Origin of the sequence: Sorangium sp. So ce426 (genome assembly GCF_051475585.1) — a bacterium.
Classification (GTDB): domain Bacteria; phylum Myxococcota_A; class Polyangia; order Polyangiales; family Polyangiaceae; genus Sorangium; species Sorangium cellulosum_B.
Genome location: NZ_CP150341.1, coordinates 10,347,269 through 10,373,500, shown reverse-complemented (window position 1 = coordinate 10,373,500; position 26,232 = coordinate 10,347,269). Strand labels below are relative to the sequence as shown.

Annotated in this window: 21 protein-coding genes; 10 read left to right on the top strand and 11 right to left on the bottom strand. The window is 72.8% G+C overall.

Features of this window, described 5'->3' with window-relative positions; all coding sequences use genetic code 11:
• The first annotated feature begins 148 nt into the window (after positions 1-148).
• The 3 genes from WMF44_RS38795 to WMF44_RS38785 all read left to right on the top strand — a co-directional run bounded on the left by WMF44_RS38795 (position 149) and on the right by WMF44_RS38785 (position 3,874).
• On the top strand, positions 149-889 hold the full coding sequence (locus WMF44_RS38795) for a ComF family protein (RefSeq protein WP_437295078.1): 741 nt from the start codon (positions 149-151) through the stop codon (positions 887-889).
• Between the two features lie 1,077 nt (positions 890-1,966).
• Positions 1,967-2,971: a polysaccharide deacetylase family protein gene (locus WMF44_RS38790; protein WP_437295077.1), complete on the top strand. Its 1,005-nt coding sequence runs from the start codon at positions 1,967-1,969 to the stop codon at positions 2,969-2,971.
• A gap of 189 nt (positions 2,972-3,160) precedes the next feature.
• Positions 3,161-3,874, top strand: coding sequence for a hypothetical protein (locus tag WMF44_RS38785; protein ID WP_437295076.1), 714 nt, complete (start codon positions 3,161-3,163; stop codon positions 3,872-3,874).
• Between the two features lie 55 nt (positions 3,875-3,929).
• On the opposite strand, the gene WMF44_RS38780 is transcribed toward WMF44_RS38785, so the two are convergent.
• Positions 3,930-4,994: an endonuclease/exonuclease/phosphatase family protein gene (locus WMF44_RS38780; RefSeq protein WP_437295075.1), complete on the bottom strand. Its 1,065-nt coding sequence runs from the start codon at positions 4,992-4,994 to the stop codon at positions 3,930-3,932.
• Between the two features lie 14 nt (positions 4,995-5,008).
• On the opposite strand from WMF44_RS38780, the gene WMF44_RS38775 reads away from it, so the two are divergent.
• A complete protein-coding gene (locus WMF44_RS38775) occupies positions 5,009-5,467 on the top strand; it encodes a hypothetical protein (RefSeq protein WP_437295074.1) in 459 nt (152 codons plus the stop codon).
• 102 nt (positions 5,468-5,569) lie between these two features.
• Here the strand turns inward: WMF44_RS38775 and WMF44_RS38770 are convergent, their stop codons facing one another.
• Positions 5,570-6,931 (bottom strand): tetratricopeptide repeat protein, encoded by a 1,362-nt coding sequence (locus tag WMF44_RS38770; protein ID WP_437295073.1) that lies wholly within the window; start codon positions 6,929-6,931, stop codon positions 5,570-5,572.
• Positions 6,932-7,109: 178 nt separating this feature from the next.
• On the opposite strand from WMF44_RS38770, the gene WMF44_RS38765 reads away from it, so the two are divergent.
• Positions 7,110-8,105 (top strand): hypothetical protein, encoded by a 996-nt coding sequence (locus WMF44_RS38765; protein ID WP_437295072.1) that lies wholly within the window; start codon positions 7,110-7,112, stop codon positions 8,103-8,105.
• A gap of 36 nt (positions 8,106-8,141) precedes the next feature.
• On the opposite strand, the gene WMF44_RS38760 is transcribed toward WMF44_RS38765, so the two are convergent.
• Both WMF44_RS38760 and WMF44_RS38755 read right to left on the bottom strand, forming a co-directional pair.
• On the bottom strand, positions 8,142-9,554 hold the full coding sequence (locus tag WMF44_RS38760) for a DUF4331 domain-containing protein (protein ID WP_437295071.1): 1,413 nt from the start codon (positions 9,552-9,554) through the stop codon (positions 8,142-8,144).
• Between the two features lie 32 nt (positions 9,555-9,586).
• Positions 9,587-10,651 carry a hypothetical protein gene (locus WMF44_RS38755; protein ID WP_437295070.1) on the bottom strand — a complete coding sequence of 355 codons (1,065 nt, stop codon included), beginning with the start codon at positions 10,649-10,651 and terminating at the stop codon, positions 9,587-9,589.
• Between the two features lie 289 nt (positions 10,652-10,940).
• Between WMF44_RS38755 and kbl the strand changes: the two genes are divergently transcribed.
• A complete protein-coding gene (kbl, locus tag WMF44_RS38750; RefSeq protein ID WP_437295069.1) occupies positions 10,941-12,131 on the top strand; it encodes a glycine C-acetyltransferase in 1,191 nt (396 codons plus the stop codon).
• 5 nt (positions 12,132-12,136) lie between these two features.
• Here kbl and WMF44_RS38745 read toward each other — a convergent pair whose 3' ends face one another.
• The 3 genes from WMF44_RS38745 to WMF44_RS38735 form a co-directional block, all read right to left on the bottom strand.
• Positions 12,137-13,306: a zinc-binding dehydrogenase gene (locus tag WMF44_RS38745; RefSeq protein WP_437295068.1), complete on the bottom strand. Its 1,170-nt coding sequence runs from the start codon at positions 13,304-13,306 to the stop codon at positions 12,137-12,139.
• A gap of 289 nt (positions 13,307-13,595) precedes the next feature.
• Complete coding sequence (gene lepB, locus WMF44_RS38740; RefSeq protein ID WP_437295067.1) at positions 13,596-15,056, bottom strand: signal peptidase I; 1,461 nt, start codon at positions 15,054-15,056, stop codon at positions 13,596-13,598.
• A gap of 254 nt (positions 15,057-15,310) precedes the next feature.
• Entirely contained in the window at positions 15,311-16,384 is a 1,074-nt protein-coding gene (locus tag WMF44_RS38735; protein ID WP_437295066.1) for a hypothetical protein, read from the bottom strand.
• Positions 16,385-16,561: 177 nt separating this feature from the next.
• Between WMF44_RS38735 and WMF44_RS38730 the strand changes: the two genes are divergently transcribed.
• From WMF44_RS38730 to WMF44_RS38715, 4 genes are all read left to right on the top strand, one after another.
• Positions 16,562-17,560, top strand: a complete 999-nt coding sequence (locus WMF44_RS38730; RefSeq protein ID WP_437295065.1) for an NAD(P)H-dependent glycerol-3-phosphate dehydrogenase — start codon at positions 16,562-16,564, stop codon at positions 17,558-17,560.
• Positions 17,561-17,642: 82 nt separating this feature from the next.
• A complete protein-coding gene (locus tag WMF44_RS38725; protein ID WP_437295064.1) occupies positions 17,643-18,713 on the top strand; it encodes a hypothetical protein in 1,071 nt (356 codons plus the stop codon).
• A gap of 50 nt (positions 18,714-18,763) precedes the next feature.
• On the top strand, positions 18,764-20,710 hold the full coding sequence (locus WMF44_RS38720; RefSeq protein WP_437295063.1) for a sigma 54-interacting transcriptional regulator: 1,947 nt from the start codon (positions 18,764-18,766) through the stop codon (positions 20,708-20,710).
• Positions 20,710-23,169 (top strand): endonuclease MutS2, encoded by a 2,460-nt coding sequence (locus WMF44_RS38715; protein WP_437295062.1) that lies wholly within the window; start codon positions 20,710-20,712, stop codon positions 23,167-23,169. The genes WMF44_RS38720 and WMF44_RS38715 overlap by 1 nt, the downstream gene beginning before the upstream one ends.
• A 37-nt stretch (positions 23,170-23,206) precedes the next feature.
• Here WMF44_RS38715 and nusB read toward each other — a convergent pair whose 3' ends face one another.
• The 4 genes from nusB to WMF44_RS38695 all read right to left on the bottom strand — a co-directional run bounded on the left by nusB (position 23,207) and on the right by WMF44_RS38695 (position 26,223).
• Positions 23,207-23,629 carry a transcription antitermination factor NusB gene (gene nusB / locus WMF44_RS38710; protein WP_012239877.1) on the bottom strand — a complete coding sequence of 141 codons (423 nt, stop codon included), beginning with the start codon at positions 23,627-23,629 and terminating at the stop codon, positions 23,207-23,209.
• A gap of 16 nt (positions 23,630-23,645) precedes the next feature.
• Complete coding sequence (gene ribH, locus WMF44_RS38705) at positions 23,646-24,155, bottom strand: 6,7-dimethyl-8-ribityllumazine synthase (RefSeq protein WP_437295061.1); 510 nt, start codon at positions 24,153-24,155, stop codon at positions 23,646-23,648.
• Between the two features lie 96 nt (positions 24,156-24,251).
• Complete coding sequence (ribB, locus tag WMF44_RS38700; protein ID WP_437295060.1) at positions 24,252-25,421, bottom strand: 3,4-dihydroxy-2-butanone-4-phosphate synthase; 1,170 nt, start codon at positions 25,419-25,421, stop codon at positions 24,252-24,254.
• Positions 25,422-25,479: 58 nt separating this feature from the next.
• A complete protein-coding gene (locus WMF44_RS38695; protein WP_437295059.1) occupies positions 25,480-26,223 on the bottom strand; it encodes a riboflavin synthase in 744 nt (247 codons plus the stop codon).
• Between the last annotated feature and the right edge of the window lie 9 nt (positions 26,224-26,232).

Genomic DNA, 26,232 nt, shown 5'->3' with positions numbered 1-26,232 from the left:
GCCCCTCCGCCAGCTGGTAGAGCGCCGGAATTTCAGGACGTGAACCACGACGATCGCGATCGTACCGCGCGTCGTTTGCAAAGAGATCTTCTTTCGTGCGCCCACGCAACCGCACGTCCACTCACGACGAAGATCGCGCTGGTAGCTCATGAGCCTTTCCAGCGCCCTCGCCGCCGCAGTCCGCTCCGTGGTCGCCGCCGCTGCGCGCACGCTCAGCCCGCCGGCCTGCGCGGGCTGTGACACCCCGATCGCCGATGCCTCGGTGTTCTGCGCCGATTGCGCGCGGACCTCCGTGCCGTACGCAGAGGGGGCGCCGCGGGGAGGAGCGGGCACGCGCGCCGCGGCGGGAGCACCTCTCGTCGCGTTCGCTCCGTTTGGAGGGGCGGTCGCGGAGGGTATCCGGCGCTTCAAGTACGGAGATCGTCCGGATCTCGCGCGCCCGCTCGGCCGGTTGATGCTCTGCGCGGCGCGCGATGCGGGGGTGCGCGCCGACCTCGTTGTCCCGGTGCCGCTGCATCCGCGCCGTCTCGCCGAGCGCGGGTACAACCAGGCCGCCCTGCTGGCCGCGCACGTCGCTGACGGACTCGCGGTGTCCTTCGCGCCACGGGCCCTCTGCCGTGTCCGTCCCACCGCGCAGCAGGCGCAGCTCCCGCGCGATCTCCGCCTGCAGAACGTGGCAGGTGCGTTTCGCGTGCACGCGCCCGAGCGCGTCCAGCGCCGGAGGGTCGCGCTCATCGATGACGTGGCGACCACGGGGGCCACGCTCGCGGCGTGCCGAGATGCGCTCCTCGGGGCGGGCGCAGCTTCGGTGACCTACCTCGTCCTCGCGGCCGCCGAGAGCGGGGCGGACGAGCTCAGAAGCTCACCTCCGTCAGCACACCGCACTTGACGCGGACGGTCCTGCCCTCGGTGAGCCATCGCGTGCCGTCGCGCGTCGGCTCGCCGAGCCGAACGAAGAAGCGCCCGCAACGCACCTCGACGGGTCGCTCGCTGGGCCCCACCGGCACGCCCGTCACGTAGACGGTCGCATTCCGGGAGGAGTTGAGCTTGAGCAGGCCGTGGCCCTTTCGCGGGGTCGGTAGAGTCGTCGCTGCAGCGTCGACGGATGTCTGTTGTTGAAGGGCTGCCGTCTCGGTGGCTGGTGGTGCTGGAGGTGCCGCGGCCTCGGTGGCTGGTGGTGCTGGAGGTGCCGCGGCCTCGGTGGCTGGTGGTGCTGGAGGTGCCGCGGCCTCGGTGCTTGGCAGTGCTGGCGGTGGCGCAACCTCAGCACGTGGCGTCGGGGATGCGGTCGGCGTCGGCTGTGCCGTGGCGTCGGTCGCGCTCGCCAGCTGCACGGGGGCGGCTGCTTGCTTTGAAGCCACAGCGGTGATGCTTGCAGGATCGCCGGTGGTCACGATCGCCGGTCGAGGCGCTCGGCTGCGCGTCGCCAGTTCGGGCAGGCTCGTCTCGACGGCGTACACCCCCAGCGCAAACAGGATGGTTGCTGTCGCCAGCGCAACTCCGGCCGTGCCGAGCGGCGAGAGCGGCTTCGACAGAGGCGCCGCGACTGACTCAGGTTGAGGCGAGGCCGAACCAGGTTGGGGCGAGGGCGGCTTCGACGGGGGGCCATCGTCCGACCCAGGTTGAGGTACGTTCGACCCAGGTTGAGGTACGTCCACGCCCGTCGACCCAGGTTGAGGTACGTCCGACCCAGGTTGGGGGGCGTCCGCAGGTTGGGGGGCGTCCGGGGGAGCGTCCGCGTCCGTCGAGAACATCGGGCGCCACTCTAGCGGGATCGCTGTCGCGCCGGATTCCCCGGTCGGCGGCCCACCCGCCGGAAGCGCAGGAGCTTCGCCGTCGGAGCCGGTCTCGAGAGCAAGCACGAACGTCGAATGTGTGCTGGAATACATTCGTGTACGTCGTCGCACATCCACTGACGTGGATCCGCAGGAGGTTGCCGCGCGGTCGTCGTGTGCTGGCTGCCGGGGTGCTCGACACCCTCGGGCTCCTGGATCGCTTCCTCTGGCTGCGCGCGAAGCTTCGGCTGCCCGTGCTCTCCGTGTTCACCTACCATCGCATCGCGGACGTCTCGGAGGTGGACGAGCTCGATCCGGGGGTCGCCGAGGTGAGCGCGCGCGAGTTCGAGGAGCAGCTCGCGGTCATCAAGACGCACGGCACCGTGGTGTCCCTCCGGGACGTGCGGCTGCTCGCGAAGGGGCGGAAGCTCCCGCCGAACCCCGTCATGGTCGCGTTCGACGACGGCTACCGTGACAACCACGACGTCGCGTTGCCCCTCCTCGAGCGCGCGGGGGTCACGGCCACGTTCTTCATCGCCACCGGGTACCCCGACAGGGGCCGCCTCTTCTGGTGGGATCGCGTCGCGCTCCTCATGCACCGGTGCCGGCGGGCGCGCGTCGAGATCGCCTACCCAGCGACGCTCGTGCTCGAGCCGCTGCGCGACCCGATCGCCGCGGCGACGCTCGTCTGCCAGACCATCAAGCATACCTCCGGGGTCGACATCGGGCGCCTCTGGGACGAGATCGAGCGCGCCACGGGGGTGTCGATCGACCTCGGCGAGGAGCGCGCGCTCGCGACCAGGACGATCATGGACTGGAAGCACATCGGGGCGCTGCGCCGGGCGGGCATGGACGTGCAGTCGCACTCGCACAGCCATCGTGTCCTCCAGACCCTCTCGCCCGAAGAGGCGACTCGCGATCTTGCGCGCTCCCGCCGCGTGCTCTCCGACGCCCTGAACGAGGCCGTGCACGCGGTCGCGTACCCCGTCGGATACAGCCTGTGCGGCGCCTTCCATCGCGCCGTGAAGGAGGCCGGCTTCGAGATCGGCTTCACCAACAACTCCGGCCTTTGCATGCTCTCGTCCTTCGACCCCCTGAATTTCCCGCGCATCGCCATGGACCGCGGGCAGATCGGCGCGCTCTTCAAGCTCAAGCTGCTCATCGGCCAGCGGCCCGGCTCTCGGTCCGGCCGCTGATCGAGCAAAGACCGCGCGCCGCTCCGCCGCCGCGCGCCCCGAGCGCCTCCGCTCGCCCGACGCCGCCTCGGCCGGCGCGCGTGTGGCCTGGGCTGTGCACGTGCACGTCGCTGGGCCGGTTCTGCACGCGCGTGGCCTCGATGGGCCAGCAAAGCTGCTGCGCAGCCTGTTCGACGAAGGGGGGCTCCCGTGAAAGGCACAATCCAAGAACGCAGCTTCCGCGCCGCCGTCTCCATGCTCGGCGCGGCCTCGCTGATCTCCGCGGCCCTCGCGTCGGGATGCGGCGGCGCGCCGGCGCCCGCCGCCTCCGCGAAGGCGCCCGCGCGGCCCGCGCAGGCGTCGCCCGACGGGCAGGGCGCGCGGGGGGCGGGCGTCGAGCAGCGCGAGCAGCGCGAGGCCCAGCGCGCCTGGTGCGTGTACCTCGAGGCGCTCTACCAGCGGGCCACCGAGCAGGCGAAGGGCTGGCCGAAGTTCGAGCAGTGCACGCAGATGACGACGATGGCCTCGCCGAAGATGCTCCGCGCGACCTCGGAGTGCTCGCTGGCAGCGCTGCGGCGCTTCGAGGGCGATCCCTTCACCGCCGCCTATGCGGAGGAGGTGAGCCGCTGCGGCTCCGAGGCCATGACGGCCACCACGCTCGCGCGCGCCGACCTGGCGCCGTACATGGCCGTCCTCTGCGGCCGCCTCGCGGGGTGCGGAGACCTCGACTACGACACCTGCCGGCACAGCCTGGAGGACGGCCTCGGCCCGCAGCTCGAGCGAGCGATCGGCGCGATGAACAGCCGCGGCCGGCACGAGGTCCGCGCCTGCTTCGGCAAGCTCGCGTGCGGCGGCGATCTCGGCCCCCAGATCTCCGCGTGCCTCGAGCCCATCATGGACGACCTGCTCTGGCTGCCGGGGTGAGCGGCCGCGGCGCCGCGCTCCGCCGCGCCCAGAGCGCGGCGGCGCCGCGCGGCGGTCAGCCGCCGGCGCCCGGCAGGCGGCAGCGCGCGATCAGGGGGACATGATCGGATAGCCCTGCGAACGCGCCCTTGTGCCCGAACGGGTGCGTGCCCGTGAAGTCCAGCCACTGGAGGCGCTCGGACGAGTAGACGTGGTCGAGGTGCATGCGGAGGTTCATGAAGCCGGCCGTCGGGAAGGCGCGCGCCTCGGTCTCGGAGAAGCAGCGGACCTTGGCGAACGCGTCCACGAAGCCGATCTCCTCGCGCAGGAAGCGATCGACCGGCGAGCCTGGCAGCGAGTTGAAGTCGCCGACCACCACGAAGTTGTCGCTCCGGCGCTCGCGGCGGACGAAATCGGCGAGCACCCTCGCCTCCTCGATCTGATTGGGCCCGAACCCCATCCGCGCCTCGCCTGTCCAGAACTCCCGCGAGAACACGCTCGGCAGGCTGAGGTGGGTGTTGAACACATCGAAGCTCTGCCCGCTCTCGTGCTCGAACGACACGTGCGCGCAGATGCGCGTCTGCTTCAGGCTCTTGACCCCCCGCCGATGGGTGATGTCGTGCGGGCGCTCCGCGTTGTGGTGTCCGATGTGGAATGTGTCGCGCGCGAGCACCGCGAGCCCGGTCGTGTAGATGTTCGTCCGCGAGGTAAGCCTGTAGGTGTGCGCGGGGAAGTAGTAGGCGACGTAGCGCTCGCGCCGCGCTGCCTGCGCCAGCGCCGCGTGCAGCTCGGTCATCAGGCGATCGAGCTGGGTCTCCTCCGGGTGCCAGCGCGGGTTCATCGTCGAGGACCTCAGCGACTGGGTCTCGACCTCCTGGAGGCACACGAGATCGGGCAGCGGGGACATCCGCGCGAGCGTCGTCGCGATCCGGGTGATGGCGGCGCTGGTCGAGGCGATGCCCCGCGTCCCGTGCCCGAAGTAGCGGACGTTATAGGAGACGATCCTGAGCGACGTGGCGTCGTCGCGCGGTGTCCCGGGGCCGAGGAGAGCGCCGGTCGGCGCGCGCGTCGAGGTCGGGTCCGGCACCCGCTCCGCCGGTGTTGGGCCGCTCGAACGAGGTGGGAGGCGTCGCTCGGTCATGTATCCTCTCGCCCATGGGCAAGAACATCATCGTTTCCGAGGATACCATTCGTGACCTGCTGGAAGCGCATGCCTCCCTCTCCGCCTGGTATTACGAGCTCTGGTCGGCGCTGCGGGTCGCGAAGGCCTCGGCGAGCGCCCCCGATGATGCGGCCCGTGCGGCGTTTGTCGAGCGGATGGCCACGAGCTTCCCGGAGGTCGCGTCGATCGCCCGCTCGATCCAGGTGCCGAGGATGTTCGTCCCGCCGCCGCCCGCGGTGAGCGTGCCCCCCGTCGCGGCGGGCGAGACGGGAGGAGATGAGGCCCCGACAGCGATCGAGCCCGCGCCCGCCCGGCTGCGGGAGCTCCACGGCCAGCCACCCAAGAGCCAGCCAGGCTCGGACCCCACCGATGAGCCTGCCCCGGCGCCGTCGCAACCCGCCATCGCTCCTCCACCGATGGTGGTCCCGTCGACCGTGAAATACGACACCTGAGGTCGAGTCCACGCCCGGCCGGACTCTCGAGCTCCCACCACCAAGGCACGCCTCGCGTGCTCACCCCCAGCGCGCCTCGCGCGCAGCTCCTCGCACAGGCCGTCAGCGCGGCGGGCCGCGGGGGGCCCTGCGACGCGCGAGGAGCTGCTCGGCCTCGGCGGCCCCTGTCATGTCGAACCTGGGGTTCAGATCGAGCGCCTCCCGCACGAGCCGCTCGCCTCCCGCCACGTCCCCCAGGGCGATCCGGATCGCCCCGGCGTGGTAGAGCAAGCGCGCGTCCCTCGTGCCGAGCGCCAGCGCCCTGTCGCTTGCCGCGCGCGCTTCGGCCAGCTTGCCCGCGCGGTACAGCGCCCAGGCGTGGGTGTCCTCCGTGTAGATGTCCGCGCGGACGGCGCGCTCCGCGGCGGCGAGGCGGAGCGCCTCGTCGCGCTCCAGGCCCTTGGTCGCGTAGTACAGCGCGAGGGCCTGGCGGTCCGACCGCTGCCCCGCGTCGACCGCGCCGGCGTAAGCCCGCGCCGCGCCGGCGTGGTCGCCTGCAGCCATCCTGGCGTCGCCGAGCAGCCACGCGGTCTCCGCGTCCGGGCCCTGCTGGTGGGCCCGCTCGAGGAGCTCGACGGCGCGGCCCCACGCGCCGCGGGCCAGCGCGACGCGCGCCCTGCCGGTGAGCGCCGGCGGATACCCGGCCTGCGCGGCGAGCGCCCGCTCGAAGCCCAGGTCTGCGCCCTCGTGGTCGCCCTCGTGCCAGAACATCATGGCCGCCTGGGTCAGGGTCCACGCGAGCGCCTCGGGTTCGCCCGGGTCGCCGGCGTCGATCGCGAGGCGGATGATCCGCTTCGCCGTCGCCGCGTCGCCCTGGAGCCACCGCAGGTGTGCGGCCCGCGCGTAGGACGGCAGGCCGGGCCGCAGGTCGACCATCCGCTGCGCCGCGTGCGCCGCGACCTGGAAGGCGCCGAGCGCGAGGGCGGCGTCGCTGAGCGTCCCGAGCGCGAGCGCGTCGCCCTCGTCCCGCGAGAGGACCCGCTCCGCCGCGTCGCGCGCCTCAATGAACCTGCGCTCGTGGATCAGCACGAGGCCGAGCAGGTTGAGCGACGCGCGATCCCCTGCGGCCAGCGCGAGCCCGACCTCCGCGCACGTGTGAGCCCGGCCGTAGAGCGACGGATCGCCCGATGCGCGCGCCTTTCGGAGCCACGCGTGGCCGAGCGCGCTCCAGAGAGCCGCGCCGCCGGGCGCCGTCGCGAGGCGTCGGGACAGCGCCTGGATCTCGCGATCGACGGCGCTCGCGCCCACTGGGGCCGCGAGCGCGAGCGCGCGCGCCGCGTCGAGGCTCGAGGGCGCCGGCGCCTCGGCGGCGCGCCCGGTCGATACCGTCGCGGCCGGGACGGCCTCTGCGCGCGGGCGCTCGGTGCAACCGAGGCTTCCGCTCAGGGCAGCGCAGGCGAAGAGGCAACCCGTTCGTCGCAGCATCGGAGCGCTGACCTCCCCTCGCGCTGGAGCTCCGCCCTGGGCGCGCCGCGGCTCACCTGGGGCGTCACAGGCGCGAGCCGATCGCGAAAGAGCTTGCCTCGCCGGCCTGCGCCGGCAAGCTCGCCGCTCCAGCGCATCGCTCGATCGACCAGCAGCGCGCAGCGCGAAGGAGATCGCATTGCCTGTCCAGACGGATGGCCGCCGCCTGCAGCGGCTCTGCGCCGCGGCGCTCATCGTGCACCTCTGCGCCGCGTGTGCTCGCCGCACCTCGCCGGAGGCGGGCACGACCGCGGCGCCCTCGCCGGAGGCGGGCGCGGCCGCGACGCCCTCGCCGGCAGGGCCCGCGGAGAACCTGCCGGGCGACGAGATCACGCCCGTCTACGGGAAGGCCGAGGGCGCGCCGGAGCCGCTCGCGGCCCGGCTGTGCGACGCGCTTCATGCGTTGCCCGCGCGGCGCAAGGCGGCGTGCTGCGGCGGCGCCGCGGGCTTCCAGGCCGCCGCCGAGTGCGCGCGCGCGCTGAGCGTCGCGGTGCGCGCGCGGGCGGTGACGCTATCGACCGACGAGGTGGGCCGCTGCGTCGAGGCGATGGAGCGGTCGCTCGATGGATGCGACTGGGTCTCTCCGCTCGCCGCCCCGGTCCCGCCCGCGTGCGAGGGGATCGTGCGGGGCGCGCTCGACGAGGGGGCCCGGTGCCGGTCGTCGCTCGAATGCGCGGGCGGGCTGCGCTGCGACGGCGCCGGCCCCACCGACGCGGGCACCTGCCGCGCCCCGCGCGCCGCGGGGCCCTGCGGCCTCTCGGTCGACGCGCTGGCCGCGGTCACCCGGCAGACGCGCTACGCCGAGGCGCACCCCGAGTGCCGCGGCCACTGCGCCGGGCGCGCGTGCGCGGACGACGTCCCGCTCGGCGGCCGGTGCGAGGCCCACGCGGCCTGCGGGAGGGGCCGCCGCTGCGTCGACGCGCGCTGCAGCGAGGCGGCGCTGCCCCCCGCCGGCGCCGCCTGCCTCGGCGGGCTCTGCGCGGCCGGCGCGCGCTGCGTGGACGGGCGCTGCGCGGCGCCGAAGGCCGAGGGCGAGGCCTGCGCGCGCGCCGGCGAGTGCCGCGCCGCGTGTGTTCGACGAGCGCGCGGGGGCGCCGCGGGCGGCGTGTGCGGGATGCGGTGCGCCGCGCCGTGACGGGCGAGCTGCGCGCGCTGCGCCACGCCGGGCGGCTCAGGGCCGGAAGTGGCCCTGGGTCGCGCCCTCCCAGGCCGTCGCGAGGTAAGGGAAGGCCGGGAGGAACCGCGCGTCGTTCGCGCCCACGCCGTCGCCCGCCGTCGCGCCGAGCGCGCCGGTCAGGACGAGCGTGAGCAGCGCGTCGGTGACGTCGGTCTGCTCGTGATCCGCGCCGGGGACCAGCGCGCGGCCGTTCGGGAAGCCCGACGGCATGCCCAGATCGATCCGGAGCACGTCGCCGACGGTCTCCAGGCTGTGCCCTCCGAGGTTCGCGGGCTTCAGGTTGAAGGCGTCGATGAGGTCGGTCCGGCTCTGCTTCAGCGCCTCGGGATCGAACGCCGCGAGCGGCTGGCCTGCCTGGTAGAGCCCGGCGAACTCGGCGTCCCGCACCAGGATCGGGTTCAGGAAGTAGGCTCCGAAGTTGGCGAGATCGTCGCGCGGGTGCGCGCGGTTGTACTTGTCCTTGTCCTGCAGGCCGATGATCCAGGTGTTGATCAGCGGCAGGCCGACGCGCGACACCTGGACCCAGGGACCGAGGCCATCTTCCTTGCCGTTCGCGCGCAGGATCCGCACCTTGCGGCGGCTCGCGGAGGCCCAGACGCCGAGCGTCTGCCGGTCGCTCGGCCCCGGCGTCGGCTCCGCGCCGCCGTTGACCGCGGCGAGCGGGAGCTCGAGGGCGAGCGTGTGGACGTTGAAGCCGGCGAGGTTGTCGCGCGGGGTGCACGACGGGTTCGGCGCCGCGAGGAGCGGGCACAGCCCCGCCAGATCGGACGCGCGGCCGAGATCCGCGTAGAACCCGTCGTCGCGCGGCCCGGCCCAGGCGCGCCCCGCGCCGCCCGCCATCTGCTTGAGGAACTTCGAGGACGTCGCGAAGGCCGGGTAGCCGCCGCCGGTGATCCGGTAGGCGAGCTGGTTCGTCCTCCTCCCGATGTTCGGCGGCGCGACAGGGGCGTCCCTCAGGAGCACGGTCGACGCGCCGCCCTCGATCCTCGTCACGGTGTACGTCTGCTCCCCGCCGGCGAGCTGCGAGAAGAACTCGTTGCCGCCGCTCGGCGCCGGCGTGAGCCCCGCCGGATCCGCCGCCACGTACGGCCTGGTCGAGAACCGGAACTGATAGGTCAGCGCGTCCTCGAGGCTCGACGGCCCGCGCGCGATGTGCACCTCGTAGAGCACGTCGTCCGAGAAGCCGTGGAAGTTCGGCCCGCTGGCGGGCTCCTCGAGCGGAATGTAGCTCGCGAGGATCACGAGGTTGCCGCCTTCCACCCACGCGTACAGGTCGGTGTTGTCGGCGGCCGGATCCCTCGCGATGGCCGGCGCCTCGCGGTGGCTCGACGCCGCGGCGAGGCTGGGCGCGCTGAGCGCGACGGACGCCGTGAAGACGGCGACGGCGCGCGACGGTCGGTGGATCATGCGTGCGGGTCCTTCCATCGCTCCTCTGCGGCTCATTGCCTGAGCAGGAACACCGAGCCTCGCTCCTGGGCCCTGTGATCGACGAACGCGAAGACGTCGGCGCCCCTCGCCCGGTGCAGCCCCCCGGGCTCGTCGTGGCCAGGCGCGCCAGCGGCCGTCGCCGAGCGCGCTCCGGACGCCACCTCGATCCACACGACCTCGTCGGCGCCTCGGGTCGGGTCGCGCGTGAGCACGAGCAGCGCCGCGTCGTCGCGCGTCAGCGCGATGCCGCACGGAGTACCGACGTGGAGCCCGGTCGCGAACGGGCTCACGAAGCCGTCCTCGATCCTGAAGATGGTCGCCGTCTTGTCGGGGCTCGCGAGGGCGTCGCACACGAAGACGTCGCCCCGCCCGGTGACCGCGATCCCGCTCGGGTCGACGAGCGGGCTCCCCTTGGCGAGCGCCGACACCTCGCCGCCGCGCGCCGGCAGCGAGAACACGCCGGGCTGGCCGTCGTCGCGATCGCGCCCCGAGAAGATGATCCGCTCCTCGTTGTCCGCGCCGCGGGCGACCTCGAGGCCGCGCGCGCGCAGCCCCTCGCCGCCGTCGATCGGGGCCACGGCGCCGCCGGGCAGGTCGATCGCGAAGAGGGCGCCCGCGTCGTCGAGCGCCGGGTCGCCCGCGCCTGGGTCGGCCACGAAGACGCGACCGCCGTCCGCGCTCGTCGCGATCCCGAGCGGCGCCACGAGCGGCGGACCGGCCGCGATCTCGGTAGCGCCCCCACCGCCTTGCGCGCCGATCCTGAAGACCCCGGCCCTGCCGTCCGCGCCAAGAGCGGTGAAGTACACGTAAGCCCCGGCGACATCCGGCGTCGCATCGAACGCGATCGCGGAGACGAGCGGCAATGCCGCATACGGAGCATCCCCCCCCGCGCCGCCCCCGCCTCCCGTTCCGCTCGCCGCGGTCGTGCCTGGCGCTCCGCCGGTGGAGCCCGCGCTGCTCCGTCCGGGCGGATCCTCCGCGCGGCTGCAGCCCGGGTTGCTCGCGGCGGCCGCGAGCGACGCGGCAGCGCACAGCACACCGGCGCTTCGCCGGAAGTCCCCCCTGGCTTCCGTCATGCCTGCTCCTCCCGAGGGCGCCGTTCGTGCGCTCGGCTCGCGCGGCGCGCGCTGGCGCACGCGACGCGAGCCGCACGGCGATCGCGCGGCGCTGGACGCTGCCCGTTCTGCCACGTGCCTCCCGGATCGAGTAGGCCGCGGCCGCGCCGCGCGCGACAAAGCCGCGCGCACCCTGCCTCTCGGGTCCGGGGTAGCCTGCTGGCGCTCAGGCCCATGAGCAGCGCCGCCCTGGGTGTCCGGACGGCGTTCCCCCGTCGACCGGCTGACAGCCGCGTTTTATAACGACGTCATGTTCGATGTCGCTCGGTCACTGTACGTACGGGCGTTGGAGGACATCCGTGCGGCGGGTCTCTACAAGGAAGAGCGGATCCTCGCGACGCCGCAAGGGCCGGTGATCCGGACCGAGGGCGGCGCCGGGGTCCTCAACTTCTGCGCGAACAACTACCTTGGCCTGTCGTCGCACCCGGCGGTCGTCGCGGCGGCGAAGGAGGCGATCGACACGCACGGCTTCGGCCTCTCCAGCGTGCGCTTCATCTGCGGCACGCAGGACCTCCACCGGCGGCTCGAGTCCAGGATCGCCCGCTTCTTCGGCGCCGAGGACGCCATCCTCTACTCGTCGTGCTTCGACGCGAACGGCGGCCTCTTCGAGACGCTCCTCGGCGAGGAGGACGCCGTCATCTCGGACGCGCTGAACCACGCGTCGATCATCGACGGTATCCGCCTCTGCAAGGCCGAGCGGCACCGCTACCCGAACGGGGACATGGCCGCCCTCGAGGACATCCTCCGCGCGACGGCCGGCAAGCGGCTCCGGCTCATCGCCACCGACGGCGTGTTCTCGATGGATGGGTACCTGGCGAAGCTCGATACCATCTGCGATCTCGCCGACAAGTACCGCGCGATGGTGATGGTCGACGACTCGCACGCGACCGGGTTCATCGGGCCGACGGGGCGCGGGACCGCGGAGCTCTGCGGCGTCATGCACCGCGTCGACGTGATCACCTCCACGCTGGGCAAGGCGCTGGGCGGGGCGAGCGGCGGCTTCACGACCGGCCGGCAGCCGATCGTCGACCTGCTCCGGCAGCGATCGCGCCCGTACCTGTTCTCCAACACGCTCGCCCCGGCGATCGCCGGCGCCTCGATCGCCGTGTTCGACCTCATCGACGCGGAGCCCTCGCTGCGCCTGCGGGTGATGGAGAACGCGCGCCGGTTCCGGCAGGGGATGACGCAGGCCGGCTTCACCATCAAGCCCGGCATCCACCCGATCGTGCCCATCATGCTGGGCGACGCGCAGCTCGCGAACGAGATGGCGAGGGCGCTGCTCGCCGAGGGCATCTATGTCATCGGCTTCTCGTACCCCGTCGTGCCGAAGGGCGAGGCCCGCATCCGGGTGCAGCTCTCCGCCGCGCACGAGCCCGAGCACGTCGATCAGGCGATCGACGCTTTCCTGCGGGTCGGCCGGCGCCTCGGCGTCGTCGCCTGAGCGGCTCAGTAGCGGAGGATCACCTTCGGGTGGCTCGAGATCGCCTCCTGGAAGGCCGCGGCGTCGTAGTCCTCGAAGTCGAACACCGTCCCCTCGCCCCGGTTCAGGATGACCTCCCAGATGAGGTCGTGGATGTTCGGATCGCGCGACTCGAGCAGGTGGCGCGTGATGTGCCACGTCTCGAAGATGCGCCGGCCGATCACGCTGTGGAGGCTGATGCCGTCCACGATGAGGCGGTCGAAGTTCTCGATCACAGCGTCGCCGCTCTTCAGGCCGAAGAGGATCACGTCGCCCCCGCGCCTCGCCGCGTGGATCGCGTTGTTGACGCTGCTGTTCACGCCGCTCATCTCGAGCACGACGTCGACGCCGACGCCGTCGGTGAGCTTCCGGACCCGCTCCGTCAGCTCGGGATCGCTCGCGTGGGGCCGCTCGGGGCTCGCGCGGTGCGGGCGCAGGACCGCGTCGGCGCCCAGGCGGCGGGCCATCTCGGCGTTCCGCTCCGCCGGCTCCACGCCGATGACGTAGATCGCCCCCATCGCGCGGGCGATCGCGATCGCGAACAGGCCGATGGTGCCGCAGCCGAAGATGGCCACGCGCTTGCCGCGGAGGTTCACCTTGGTGCACGCGTGCACGGCGTTGCCGAACGGCTCCTGCACCGCGGCGACCTCGGGCCGGATCCTCGCGATATCGGTGCGCCAGAGGTTCTTCGCGGGCAGCTTGACGAGCTCGGCGAAGCAGCCATCCTCGCTGATCCCGATGATCTTGTCGTCCGCGCACACGTGGGTGTCGCCGACGCGGCACTGGTAGCAAGCGCCGCAGGCGATGTGGCTCTCGGTCGACACGATGTCGCCGATCTGAAGCCCGAAGGACCGGCGCGCGTCGGTCCCGAGGTCGACCACGCGGCCGAGCAGCTCGTGGCCGATCGTGCGCGTCGCCTTCCGATCGCGATCGAGCGACGAGAGGATCATGTCCTTGAAGGCGCTGCGGAACCAGATGCCGCGATCCGAGCCGCAGAAGCCCGTCATGATCGGCTTGACGAGGACGCTCGCGCGGTCGTGGTAATCCCTGGCCTCGTCGATCGCCGGGCGCTCGACCTGATCCTTGGACAGCCCGACGGTGGACTCCCACGGCTGCTTCTCGCGGTTGTACGTCAGCGCCCACATCGCGTCGCTCATGCACCTGGCTCCTGTTCGGGGTTCGAGGCGCACGCAGCTGGCGCACGGGCGCCTCGGGCACGGGAAGCGTGGCGCGTGGACGACCGAGCGCCCATCAGAAAATTGCGCTCGGGCTGCTCCCGTCTCCGGCGTCTCCCCTCGGCCTCTTCGGCTCGATCCCGCGGCGCCCCGGGCGCACCGTCGGCTCCGTCGCCCTGGACCGGATGACTCGCCGCGTCGACCGCGAGCGCACAAAGACCGCCTGCGCGCTGTCGGGGAGACTGCGTTCGAACGCGCTGCCGGAGCGGCTTCAGCGGCGCTTCGACGGAGGGCGTGCGGACGGGGGCGGCGGGGTCGTCTCGGAGGCGGGGGGCCGCTCGCGGAGGCATTTCTCGAGGCCGTCGTGCAGGGTCGCCTCGTGGGCGCCGGGGAGCTTCGGGCGCCCCATGACGTTCACGAAGAGGCGATCCTGCGCGATGCCGCCGCCGGGGCCGAAGCTCATCCACACGAACATCGCGCGCCCCTTGATGTGATCGAAGGGCACGCCCGCGCCGAGCCCGCCGCGCCAGCTGCGCGAGTCGTGGCTGTTGTTGCGGTTGTCGCCCATCACCCACGCCTCTTCGGCGGCCACCTTGAAGGGGCCCTGGAGATCGCCGCAGATGCCGCCCCGGCACGTGGAGCCCGGCGTGCAGTCGTTGCTCTCCACGCACATCATGCCGTCGGGGTTCTTTTCGTAGAGCGTGAAGTACGACTTGTCTCCGAGGTACTCGACGAACAGCTCCGCTTGCCGGCCCTCGTAGTGGTAGGGGCCGACGTGACAGTGGGGGACGAGCCAGCCGTTGAGGACGGGGCGGCCGTTGATCGCCTCCAGCGTGTCGCCGGGGATGGCGATCGTCCGCTTGATGAAGTCCTGCTCCTTGTTCTCGGGGAACTTGAACACCATCACGTCGCCGCGCGACGGCGGCAGGCGAGGGAAGAGGCGCTGGTCGGTCCAGGGGATGAGCGGGCCGTAGGTGAACTTGTTGACGAAGATGTGGTCGCCGACCATGAGGGTCGGGATCATCGAGCCGCTCGGGATCTTGAACGCCTCGACGACGAAGGCGCGAAGGAGGAGCGCGACGGCGACGGCGATGCCGATCGACTCCGCGTACTCGCGCATCTCGCCCTTGCGCCAGCGGCCGAGGTGCTCGCCGACCGCGCGATCGGCGCGGCTGTGGGCGGCGTCGAACTCGTCGGCGTCGAACGTCTCGGCGCTCATCGCGCGCTCGAGGGCCGCGATCGCCTGCGCCACCTGCTCGCGCTCGCCGCTCGTCAGCTCGCGCTCGACGTCACGCTTGCGGCCGCGCAGGATCCGGTGGGCCTCCTCGAGGAGCGCCGCGGCGTCCTCGAAGCGAGCGCGCGCCTTCGGCGGGATGTCCCGGCGGCCGCCCACGCCGATCGCCGACGCGAACGGCAGCTCGTGGCGGAACCGCCAGAGGATCATCGCGAAGATCGTGAAGAGCACGATGCCCGCCGGGATCTGCTGCTCGCCGACGAAGACCCGCAGCGGCTGGGAGCTCCCTCCCTGGGCCGGCGGGGTGAGCAGCCAGACGTTCAGGACCGCCAGCGCGAAGGGGACGATGCAGATCCACACGAGGTGGAACAGGAAGCGCAGCGGCGCCCGGCCGTCCCTGCCCCCTGGCGGAGGAGAGCTGCCAGTCGAGCGCGGGTCTGCGCCGCCTGTCGCCTTGGCCGCGCTGGCGCGGGGCTCCGAGCTCGCGCTGCCCCTCATCGAGGGTCTGAACTCCGAGCTTGCGGGCCGGTTGGCCGCGACCGACGGGACGCTCTGGGGTTGATCATCGGGGCGCGGCGGCAAGAGAGAGCTTATGTATACGCCGCCCCTCGCCGCGGCAAGTGCGCAGGCGTGGCGGGCGACGCGCGGTCCGTCGGCGTCGTCGCCCGCGTGTCCTCGTTCGCTCTCGTCGCCCTCGTTCGCCCCTCGTTCGCCCCTCGTTCGCCCCTCGTTCGCCCCTCGTTCGCCCCCTGTCAGGGCGCGTCTCCGACCTCGACGGCGTAGCTCACGAGGGCCGCGCGGTCGTCGCGGGCGTACGTCGTTGGCTGCGTCCGCCCCGCGGCGCTCGTGTTGTCGATGACCAGGTAGTACTGCCCCTTGGGCAGCGGCACCGTTCGCCGCCAGGGGGCGCCGGAGTACACAGGCTCGTCGAGCAGGGCCGCCGCTGGCAGGGGCGTCGGCGCGGGCTGCGTCAGGTACGCCTGGAGCCACGGCTCCCCGGTGCCTCGAGGCACGAGGAGGACGTCCACGCCGGGCGCGCCCTCGACGGCGACCGTGAGCGTCAGGGCCTCGCCGCTGCCCGCGATCTCCAGCGGGCCGATGGTATCGCGCTGCTCCTGGTGCACCTCGGTGCGCTCGTTTGCCAGGAGCAGCTTGCCGTTGTCGCGGCGCTCGTACGGAGCGTCGGGCCGCTTTCCCTTCTCGATGATGCCGAGCCCGAACTGCACGGCGCCGTCGTCGTCGCGGATGACGGTGAACCCCCGGGCGATCTCGGTCTTCAGGAGCTGGGCGCCGAGCGCGTTCGCGTACGCGCTGCCCTGGGCGAGCGACACGCCGCCGAGCGAGATCGCGGCGGGCTGCTCGATGAGCTTGGTCGTGAAGCTCGCCGCCGTCGTCGAGCGCTGGCGGAAGTACACGTACATCGTGTCGCCATCCATCAGGAAGTCGTGGTCGTACTCGACGGCCGCGCTCGCATCGAAGCTCATGCGCTTGGTCAGGTTCGTCCAGACGACGCCGCTCCCCCCGAACTGGAGGAGCAGGTGCCCGTTCGCGAGCTCCTGGGCGACGCACGCGCCCGGGTAGAACCGGCCCGTCACCGGATCCTCGTCGCGGAGGCGCAGCGGCACGCTCCGCTTCCGCATCTCGGTGCAGAGCTGGCTCGTCGCGAAGGCGAGGATGGCCCTGCGGAGGGACAGGTTTCCCGGATCGTTCACGACGCCGGGCATCACGCCGAGCGCGCCTTGGCCGCACGAGACGCCCACCGTTCCGAGCAGCGAGAGGCAGAGCGCGAGGCCGAGCGCGCGCAGCGCGGCGGTGCGGAAGAGCATGGGCGCAGCATAGTCGAAACACCGGCGGGTCGAGCGGCGCGCCGCCGGCCCCAGCGCGCCGTGAGGCGCGTCGCCGTCGGCCCCCGCGCGCCGCGAGGCGCGTCGCCGTCGGTCCCCGCGCGCCGCGAGGCGCGCCGCCGTCCGCCTCGGCGCGCGGGTGGTGATAGGGTCACTGCCATGGCGAACGTCGCAGTCATCGGGGCCGGCGCGTGGGGGACGGCGCTGGCGAAGTTGCTGGCGGACAAGGGCAACCCCACCGCGCTCTGGGCGCACCACGGCGAGCTCGCCGAGCGCATCGGCCGCGAGCGCCAGAACGACAGGTACCTGCCGGGCGTGGCGCTGCCCGCGAGCCTGCGGGCGACGGGCGATCTCGAGGACGCGCTCCGCGGCGCGGAGCTCGCCGTCGTGGTCGTCCCGTCGCACGCGCTGCGCGAGGTCGTCCGGGAGGCAGGGCGCCACATCCCGCGGGACGCGCTCGTGTGCAGCGCGACGAAGGGCATCGAGAACGACTCGCTGATGCTGATGAGCGAGGTGCTGATCGACGAGCTCGGGCGCGAGGCCGAGCCGCGGCTCTCGTACCTGTCGGGCCCGAGCTTCGCGCGCGAGGTCGCGGCCGGCCAGCCGACCACGGTCGTGGTCGCCGGCAGGAGCGAGCGGGAGACGCACGCGGTGCAGCGCATGTTCGCGACCGACAGGTTCCGGGTCTACTCGTCCGATGACGTCGTGGGCGTCGAGGTCGGCGGCGCCCTCAAGAACGTCATCGCCATCGCCGCCGGCATCTGCGACGGCCTCGGCTTCGGCCACAACGCGCGCGCCGGCCTCGTCACGCGCGGCCTCGCGGAGATCGGCCGCGTGGCGGCGGCGAAGGGGGCGAACCCGCTCACCCTCGCGGGCCTCTCCGGGATGGGCGACCTGGTGCTCACGTGCACGGGCGAGCTGTCGCGCAACCGCACCGTCGGGATCGAGATGGGCAGGGGACGGAAGCTCGACGAGATCCTCGCCGGCCTCGGCCATGTCGCCGAGGGCGTGAAGACCGCAAAGAGCGCGCACGACCTCGCGGACAAGCTGGGCGTGAGCGCGCCGATTACGGTCGAGGTGTACCGGATGCTGTACGAGGGGAAGCCGCCGCAGCAGGCCGTCGTGGACCTCATGACCCGCGCCCTCACGAGAGAGTGAGACGCGGGGCCGGCTCGCGGGAAGGCGCTTTCTCGCGCCGCCGCGCGCCTCGCCTCTCGCGAGCGTGTAAAGTGGCGGCGCGATGCACACGCGACCTCTCGTGAGTCTCCTCTCCGCGCTCCTCCTGTCGAGCGTCAGCTCGACGGCCGCTGCCCAGTACGGCGCGCCGCCCTACGGTGGTCAGCAGGGCGGCGGGTACGGCGGTCAGTACGGCGGCCAGTACGGCGGCGGGTACGGAGGCCAGTACGGCGGCTACGGGTACGCCCCGCAGAAGAAGAGCGAGCCCAAGTCGACGCCGCTCGAGGTCGGCTACCTCTACGCCACCTCCGTGGCCTACGGCGTGGGGACCGGCATCTGGATCGACGCGCTCGCCGGCATCGACGATCCCGGCGCGCAGTTCATCGCGCCCGCGCTCCTCGGCGTCGCGGCGCCGGTCGGCGTCTACTTCCTCGACTCGCCGCCGATGCCGCGCGGCATGCCGTCCGCGATCGCCACGGGCATGGTGATCGGCGCGGGCGAGGGGCTCGGCATCGCCTCCTACCAGTACGTCAGCGCGCGCAAGGGCAAGGAGTGGGGCTTCCTCGGGCTCGCGACCGCCGAGGTGATCGGCTCGACCGTCGGCGGCGCGGCGGGCTGGGGCTTCTACTACCTCCTCCGGCCCAAGCCGCAGACCAACATGCTCGTCGCCTCGGGCGCGGTGTGGGGCTCGCTCATCGGCAGCGCGTTCGGGGCCGCCGCCAGCAACGGCGACTGGAGCGAGTCGAACGACAGCATCTCGCTCGGGGGCCTCATCGGGTTCAACGTCGCGACCGCGGGCGCCGTCGGCCTGTCCGTCGCGTGGACGCCCTCGTGGAATCAGCTCGCGTGGATGTGGGGCGGGCTCGGCATCGGCACGGTGGTGTCGTTGCCCATCTACCTCGCGTACATCGGGAGCGATCATGACCCCCGCCGCGGCCTCATCGCCCAGGGCGCGGCGGGCACCCTCGGCCTCGTCGCGGGCGCCTTGTTCCTCGGGAGGCCGGACTCGAGCGCCTCCGTCGCCCTGGACGACCAGGAAGATCGTGGCCGTCCCCCGTTCGCGCGCGTGCTCGGCGGCAGCCTCACGCCCTATCGGGGCGGGCTCGGCGCCGTCGTCGTCGGAGAGCTCTGGTAAGCCGCCGTGTGCCGTCCAACACGGCTGCATGAGGCCGCGGCACGCCTGCTATGCTGCCCTCGATGCCGACCCTGAAGTATTTCGCCGCCGAGGGCGCGCCACGCCTCTACAGCGTCCACAAACCGGTCACGACGATCGGCAAGGCGCTCGGAAACGACGTCGCGGTCGCGGGGGCGGGGGTGCTGGACCATCACGCGCAGATCGTGTTCGACGGACGCGACTTCGTGCTGGAGGAGTGCGAGCGCGACGGCGAGATCGCGATCAACGGCAAGAAGAAGCGGCGCGCCCGCCTGGTGCACGGCGACCGCCTCCAGCTCGGCACGGTCGAGGTCGGCTTCTCGATGTTCGCCGAGGCGCCGACCGTCCAGGAGCGGCTCCCGGCGTGCGACGGCGGGGCGGAGCGGCCCGCGCCGCTGCAGGGATCGTCGGAGCTCGCCGGCGTCCGCAAGCTGTTCGCCTTCAGCGAGAAGCTCATCAACCGGCGCAGCGTCGACGAGCTCCTCGAGGCGATGCTCGACGACGTCATCGAGCTGACGCACGCCGACAAGGGCTTCCTCCTGCTGCTCGAGGGGGCGGAGGCGGCGGCCGACACGGCGGTCAGCGGCGGCGCTCCGGCCGCGCCGGCCGCTGGCGGCGATCGCAAGCTGGCGGTGCGCGCGTCGCGCAACATCCGCAAGGAGGCCATCACCGACGCGGCCGGGGGGATCTCGGACAGCATCGTGCGTCAGGTCATCGTCTCGGGCCGCCCGGTGATCGTCTCCGACGCGCTCGCCGACACGCAGTTCGGCCGGAGCGACAGCGTCATCGCGATGAAGCTCTCCAGCGTCATGTGCGCGCCGCTCCTGTCGCAGGGCCAGATCATCGGCGCGCTCTACGTCGGCAACGACAAGATCAAGCACCTCTTCGACCGCGCCCAGCTCGACCTGCTCAGCATCTTCGCGTCCCAGGCCTCGCTCATCCTCCAGAACGCGATGCTCCTGAACGCCCTCAGGGCCGACAAGGCCAAGCTCGTCGCCGAGCTGCACGACAAGAAGTTCGGCGAGATCATCGGCGCCTGCCCGTCGATGCTCGAGGTGTTCCGCAAGCTGCAGAAGGTCGCGGCGACGGACATCAGCGTGCTCATCACGGGCGAGACGGGGACCGGGAAGGAGCTCATCGCGCGGGAGCTGCACCGGCGCAGCCCGCGCGACGGCGGCCCCTTCGTCACCATCAACTGCGGCGCGATCCCCGAGAACCTCATCGAGAGCGAGCTCTTCGGCCACGTGAAGGGCGCCTTCACCGGCGCCATCGCCAGCCGCCCGGGCAAGTTCCAGGTCGCCGACAAGGGCACGCTGTTCCTCGACGAGATCGGCGAGCTGCCGCTGAACCTCCAGGTGAAGCTCCTCCGCGCGCTCCAGGAGCGGGTCGTCTTCCGCGTCGGCGACTCGAAGCCCGAGAAGGTCGACATCCGCATCGTCGCCGCCACGAACAGGAACCTCGAGGAGGAGATCCGCGCCGGCAATTTCCGGGAGGATCTCTACTACCGGCTCAACGTCGTGAACCTGTGGCTCCCGCCGCTCCGCGAGCGCGGCGACGACGTGCTCATCATCGCCAAGGTCCTGCTCTCGAAGTACGCCGACGAGCTCGGCAGCGCCGTGCGAGGCTTCAGCCCGGCCGCGCTCTCCGCGATCAAGAAGTACCCCTGGCCGGGCAACATCCGGCAGCTCGAGAACCGCATCAAGAAGGCGCTCGTCCTCTGCGACCAGGCGCTCCTCGCCGTGGAGGATCTCGATCTCGGCCCGGGCGCCGAGACGGCCATCATGCCGCTGGAGAAGGCCAAGGAGGAGTTCCAGCGGCGGTACGTGCTGGAGGCGCTCGAGCGCAACAACGGCAACCGCACGCAGACGGCCCGCGACCTCGGCGTCGACCCGCGCACCATCTTCCGCTACCTCGAGAAGGAGCAGAACCCGATGCCGAGCGGGGCCGGCGGCGTGGCCCGCGATCCGACCGAAGCGTGATGGACTACAACCCCGAAGGGCCCTTCGCAGATCCCTGTCCCACCAAGACCCGCGCCGACCTGGAGTGGGATCGCGTCCTCGAGGCGCTCGCGGAGCGATGCGCGTCGCGGGGCGGGAAGCGGCTGGCCCGGGCCCTGCCGTTCGCGTCGACGCGCGCCGAGGCCCTCACCGCGCTCGCGGAGGTGCGCGAGGCGGTGGCGCTCGCCCGGGCCGGGGAGCCGGTGCCGGCGCGCGACGTCGCGGAGCTCGAGGGCGCGCTCGATCGGGCCCGCATCGGCGCGGCGCTCGCGAACGAGGAGCTGCGCGCCGTGCTCGGCCTCCTCGAGGCCGCGCGGACGTCGCGGCAGTACCTGCAGGGCCGGCGCCAGATCGCGCCCGCGCTCCACGCCGCGTGCGCGACCGACCCCGAGCTCGACGCCGTCGCGCGCGAGCTCGCGGCGGCGTTCGATCCGGACGGCACGCTCGCCGATCGCGCGTCGCCTCGCCTGGAGGCGCTGCGCGCGGAGCGGCGCGCGGTGCGCGAGCGGCTCGTCCGGCGCCTCGAGGACCTCATCCAGAAGCACGAGGACATCCTCCAGGACCGCTACTGGACGGAGCGCGACGGGCGCTACGTGCTGCCGGTGCGATCCGACGCGCACGAGCGCTTCCCCGGCATCGTCCACGCGACGAGCGCGAGCGGCGCCACCGTGTTCGTCGAGCCCCGGGTGCTCGTCGAGACGGGCAACCGGATGAAGATGGTCGACGCCGAGGTCGCGCGGGAGGAGCTGGCGATCTATGCGGCGCTCACCGCCCGCGTGGCCGAGGACGTCGAGAGCGTCGCGGCCGCCGCCCGCGCGCTGGCCCACGCCGACGTGCGGGCCGCTGCGGCGCGGCTCGCGGAGGACCTCGACCTCACCTTCCCGGACGTCCCGGAGGACGCCTTCGGGGCCGGGCGGGGCGCCTCGGAGGGCGGATCGAGTCCGACCTCCATCGAGCTCGTCGGGGGCCGCCACCCGCTCCTCGCGCTCGACGGCGTGAAGGTGGTCGCGAGCGACCTCGCGATGAGCGCGGGCCGCGCGATGATCGTCTCCGGACCGAACGCCGGCGGCAAGACCGTGGCCCTGAAGACGCTCGGGCTCGCGGCGCTGATGGTGCGCGCGGGCCTGCCGGTCGCGGCCAGGGAGGGCTCTCGCGTCGCGCTCTTCGACGTCGTGCTGACCGACGTCGGCGACGAGCAGAACCTCCACAAGAACCTGTCGACCTTCAGCGCCCACGTGAAGAACCTGGGGCTCATCCTCGGCGAGACGCGCCCCGGCGCGCTCGTCCTGCTCGACGAGCTCGCCGGCGGCACCGATCCGCGCGAGGGCGAGGCGCTCGCCGCGGCCGTGCTCGACGCGCTGTGCGCGCGCGGGGGCACCGTCGCCAGCACCACGCATTACGAGGGCCTCAAGGCGCTCGCGCTCGGCGATCAGCGCTTCGAGAACGCCTCGGTCGGCTTCGATCTCGCCACCATGAGCCCGACCTTCCGGCTCGTCGTCGGCGTGCCCGGCGCCTCGAGCGCGCTCGCTGTCGCGCGGCGGTTCGGCATCCCGGGCGCCGTGCTCGAGCGGGCCGAGCGCTTCCTCACGAAGGAGGCGGTCACCTTCGAGCAGATGGTCGAGAAGCTCTCCGCCGAGCGCCGCGCGCTCGAGCTCGCGCGCGAGGACGCCGCGCGGGAGGCGGCCGCCTCTCGCGCGAAGCGGCGGGAGCTCGAGGCGGAGATCGAGCGGCTCCGGGACAAGGAGCGCGGCGTGATCACGCGGGAGGGGGAGGCGCTGCTCGCCAGCCTGCGGCGCGCGCGCGAGGACCTCAAGGCGGCGCAGGCGCGCCTGCGCGGCAAGCCCACCGAGGACGACGTGCGCGCGGCCGCTCGCGCCATGGACGCGGTGGGGCAGAAGACGTCGATCGGCGGCGAGCTCGAGCTGCGCCCGAAGGACGAGCCGCAGGCGCGGCCGGCGATCGATCCGGCCGCCATCCGCGTCGGCGCCCGCGTCTACGTGCCTCGCTTGCGGGCCGAGGCCGAGGTGGTGGAGGTCCTCTCGGGCGGCCAGCTGCGGGTCACCGCCGGCTCGCTCAAGCTCACGACCTCGATCGCCGAGCTGCGCGGCACCGGCGCGCCGCCGGCCGCCGCGGCGCCCCCGCAGCGCCGCGTCGATCTGGACGCCGCCGCCGACCCCGACGTCCCGATCCAGACGGCGGACAACACCGTGGATCTCCGCGGCCTGCGGGCGCACGAGGCGGTCGCCATGGCCGAGCAGTTCCTCGACCGCTCGCTCGGCGCGGGCCGCAAGGTCACGTTCTTCGTCCACGGGCACGGCACGGGCGCCCTGCGCGACGCCGTCCGCGAGGCGCTGCGCGGGAGCCCTTACGTGGCGCGCCTCCGCCCGGGCGGCCCGAGCGAGGGCGGCGACGGCGTGACGGTCGCCTGGCTGAAGTGGTGAGCGAGGCGCGCGCCTGAGCGACGGCGCGCCGTGACGCTCAGCGATCCCGGTCGACGCGGCCGAGGTTCTCGGCGATCCGGTCGAGCACGCCGTTCACGAAGGCGCCGCTCTCCTCGCTGCCGTAGCGCTTGGCGAGCTCGACCGCCTCGTCGAGGATGACCGCGCGCGGCACCTCCGGGCGGTTCATGAGCTCCCACGCGCCGAGCCGGAGGACGTTCCGATCGACGCGCGCCATCCGCTCGAGGCGCCAGTTCGTGCTCGCCTTCCGGATCGCCTCGTCCACGGCCGCGAGATCCTCGGCGACCCCGACCACCACCTCGTCCGCGTAGGCGCGTCCCTCGGGATCGCCCGGCGTCTCGCGCCAGAAGGTCGCGACGACGCGGGGCGCCGAGCTCCCGCCGGCTTCCACCGCGAACAGCATCTGCAAGGCCGCTTCGCGGCCGGTAGAGCGCGCACCCATCTCTCAGAACCTTCGTTTACAGGCCAGCGGTGTCCAGCGCGGCGCCGAGCGCGAGCATCTCGATCGCGCTGACGGCGGCCTCCCACCCCTTATTGCCATGCTTCGTGCCGGCCCGCTCGACCGCTTGCTCGATCGAGTCGGTCGTGAGCACCCCGAACGTGACCGGCACCCCGGTCTGGAGCGACACGGTCGCGATCCCCTTCGTGACCTCGGCCGCCACGTAGTCGAAATGCGGCGTCGAGCCCCGGATCACCGCGCCCAGCGTGATGATCGCGTCGACGCCCTTCTTGTGCGCGAGCCTCCCCACGATGGTGGGCATCTCCCACGCGCCCGGGACGCGCACGATCGACGTCCGACCGAGCGCGCCGCCGTGCCGCGCGATGGCGTCGAGCGCGCCCTCGACCAGGCGGTCGACGATGAAGTGGTTGAAGCGGCTCGCCACGATCGCGAAGCGCGCCCCCGGCGGGACCACCAGGTTCCCTTCGATCACCCTCGCCTGTGCCTGCCCGACCGCTTGCTCTGCCATCCGCCGTTCCTCTCTCCTGCCGCGCGGGATGCGCGATCGCCCCGATCGCGATCCTGTCCGAGCGTCCTTTTACCAGCGAACGAGCGCGCCCGTCTGTCAGGCTTCGCCCTTCATCGAGACGAGCGGCACCCGCTCGATCACGGTGAGCCCGTACCCGGTGATCCCCGCGATCTTCGGCTGGCTGTTCGTGAGGAGCCGGATCTGGTGCACCCCGAGGTCCGCGAGGACCTGCGCGCCGAGGCCGAACTCCCGCAGCGTCCACGGCTGCTGCGTCTTCACGACGGGGAGCGCCTCGTCGGAGCCCGAGCCCTTCAGCAGCTCCAGCTCGCGGCCGAGGTCCCCGCGCGACGGGATGTAGACGACGACCCCGACGCCGGCGCCCTCGATCGCGAGGAGCGCCTCGCGCAGGTTCGAGCCGCCGTCGAGGGGCGTCGAGCTGAAGAGGTCCGCGATGGTCGACCCGGAGTGCACGCGGCACAGGATGGGGTCCGGCGTCGCCACCGCGCCCTTGGTCAGCGCGAGGAACTGCCGCTGCTCGTTGATCACCTCGTAGACGTACACGGTCCACTCCGTGCCCGTCAGATCGAGCCGCAGCGTCCGCTCGCCCACGCAGCGGACCAGCCGCTCGGTCTGGAGCCGGTACTGGATGAGATCCGCCACCGTCACGATCAGCAGGCCGTGCTTCGCGGCGAACCCCTCGAGATCCCGCATGCGGGCCATGCTGCCGTCGTCGTTCATGATCTCGCAGATCACGCCCGCCGGCCGGAGCCCGGCGAGGCGCGCGAGATCCACGGACCCCTCGGTCTGCCCCGTCCGCACGAGCACGCCCCCGCGGCGCGCCTTCAGCGGAAACACGTGCCCCGGCGTGACGAGGTCCTCGGGCGCGGCGTCGCGCGCGATCGCGACCCGGATCGTGTGCGCCCGATCGGCGGCGCTGATCCCCGTCGTCACCCCCGTGCGCGCCTCGATGCTGACCGTGAAGGCGGTGCCGAGCGGCGGTCCGCTCCGCCCTGGCGCGGACATCATCGGCAGCTCGAGGCGCGCGACCTGCTCCTCGTCGAGGGCGAGGCAGATGAGCCCGCGCCCGTGCATCGCCATGAAGTTGATCGCCTCGGGGGTGACCGCCTCCGCGGCCATGCAGAGATCCCCCTCGTTCTCGCGATCCTCGTCGTCGACGAGGATCACCATCTTGCCCGCGCGGATGTGATCGAGCGCGGTGTTCACCCGGTCGAGGACCGCTTTGTCGATGGTCAGCCGATGAGGCATCGGGCCCCCGGAGGTCATGTCCTGGTCGAGCCTGCCGCTCGAGGCGGCCGACACAGCCTCACCAGAATCCCCCCGCGCGCAGCTTTGCGAGGAGTCGTTCGTCGTGATCCGCATGCTCTCCCGTATTTCCACGCTCTTCGTCGCGCTCGGCGGAGGCATCGCCGCCGAGCGCGTCCTGGCTCGAGCGGCCCTTCACGCTGGCGAGCGACGCGACCGCGAGCGCCCGCGCCACGTAGCGCGCGAGCACGTCAACTTCAAGGTTGACGGCCGCGCCGGGGCGGAGCTCTCCGAGGAGAGTCCGGCCGATGGTGTGCGGCACCAGCATCACATCGAACCAGATCTCGGCGGCGCCCGGCGTGGACACGGCGTTGAGCGTGAGGCTCGCGCCGTCGACGGCGATCGAGCCCTTGGGCGCGAGGTACGGCGCGAGCTCGTGCGGGGCGCTCACCCGGAGGCGGATCGCGTCGCCGGCCCGCGCGTGCTCGACGACGCGGCCGAGCCCGTCGACGTGGCCCAGCACCACGTGCCCCCCCATCCGCGCGCCGAGCGGCGTCGCGCGCTCGAGGTGGACGCGCGCGCCCACCGGCAGCGCGCCGAGCGTGGTGCGGCCGAGGGTCTCGGCGGACATGTCGCACTCGAAGCCGCCGGGCGCGATGCGATCGACCGTGAGGCAGGCGCCGTTCACGCTCACGGACTCGCCGAGCGTCAGCGGCCCGAGGCTCGCCTCCACGAGCGCGCGGGCCACGGCGCCGCCGCTCCGGCGGCGGAGGACCCCGATCGTCTCGACAAGCCCGGTGAACATCGCCGACGC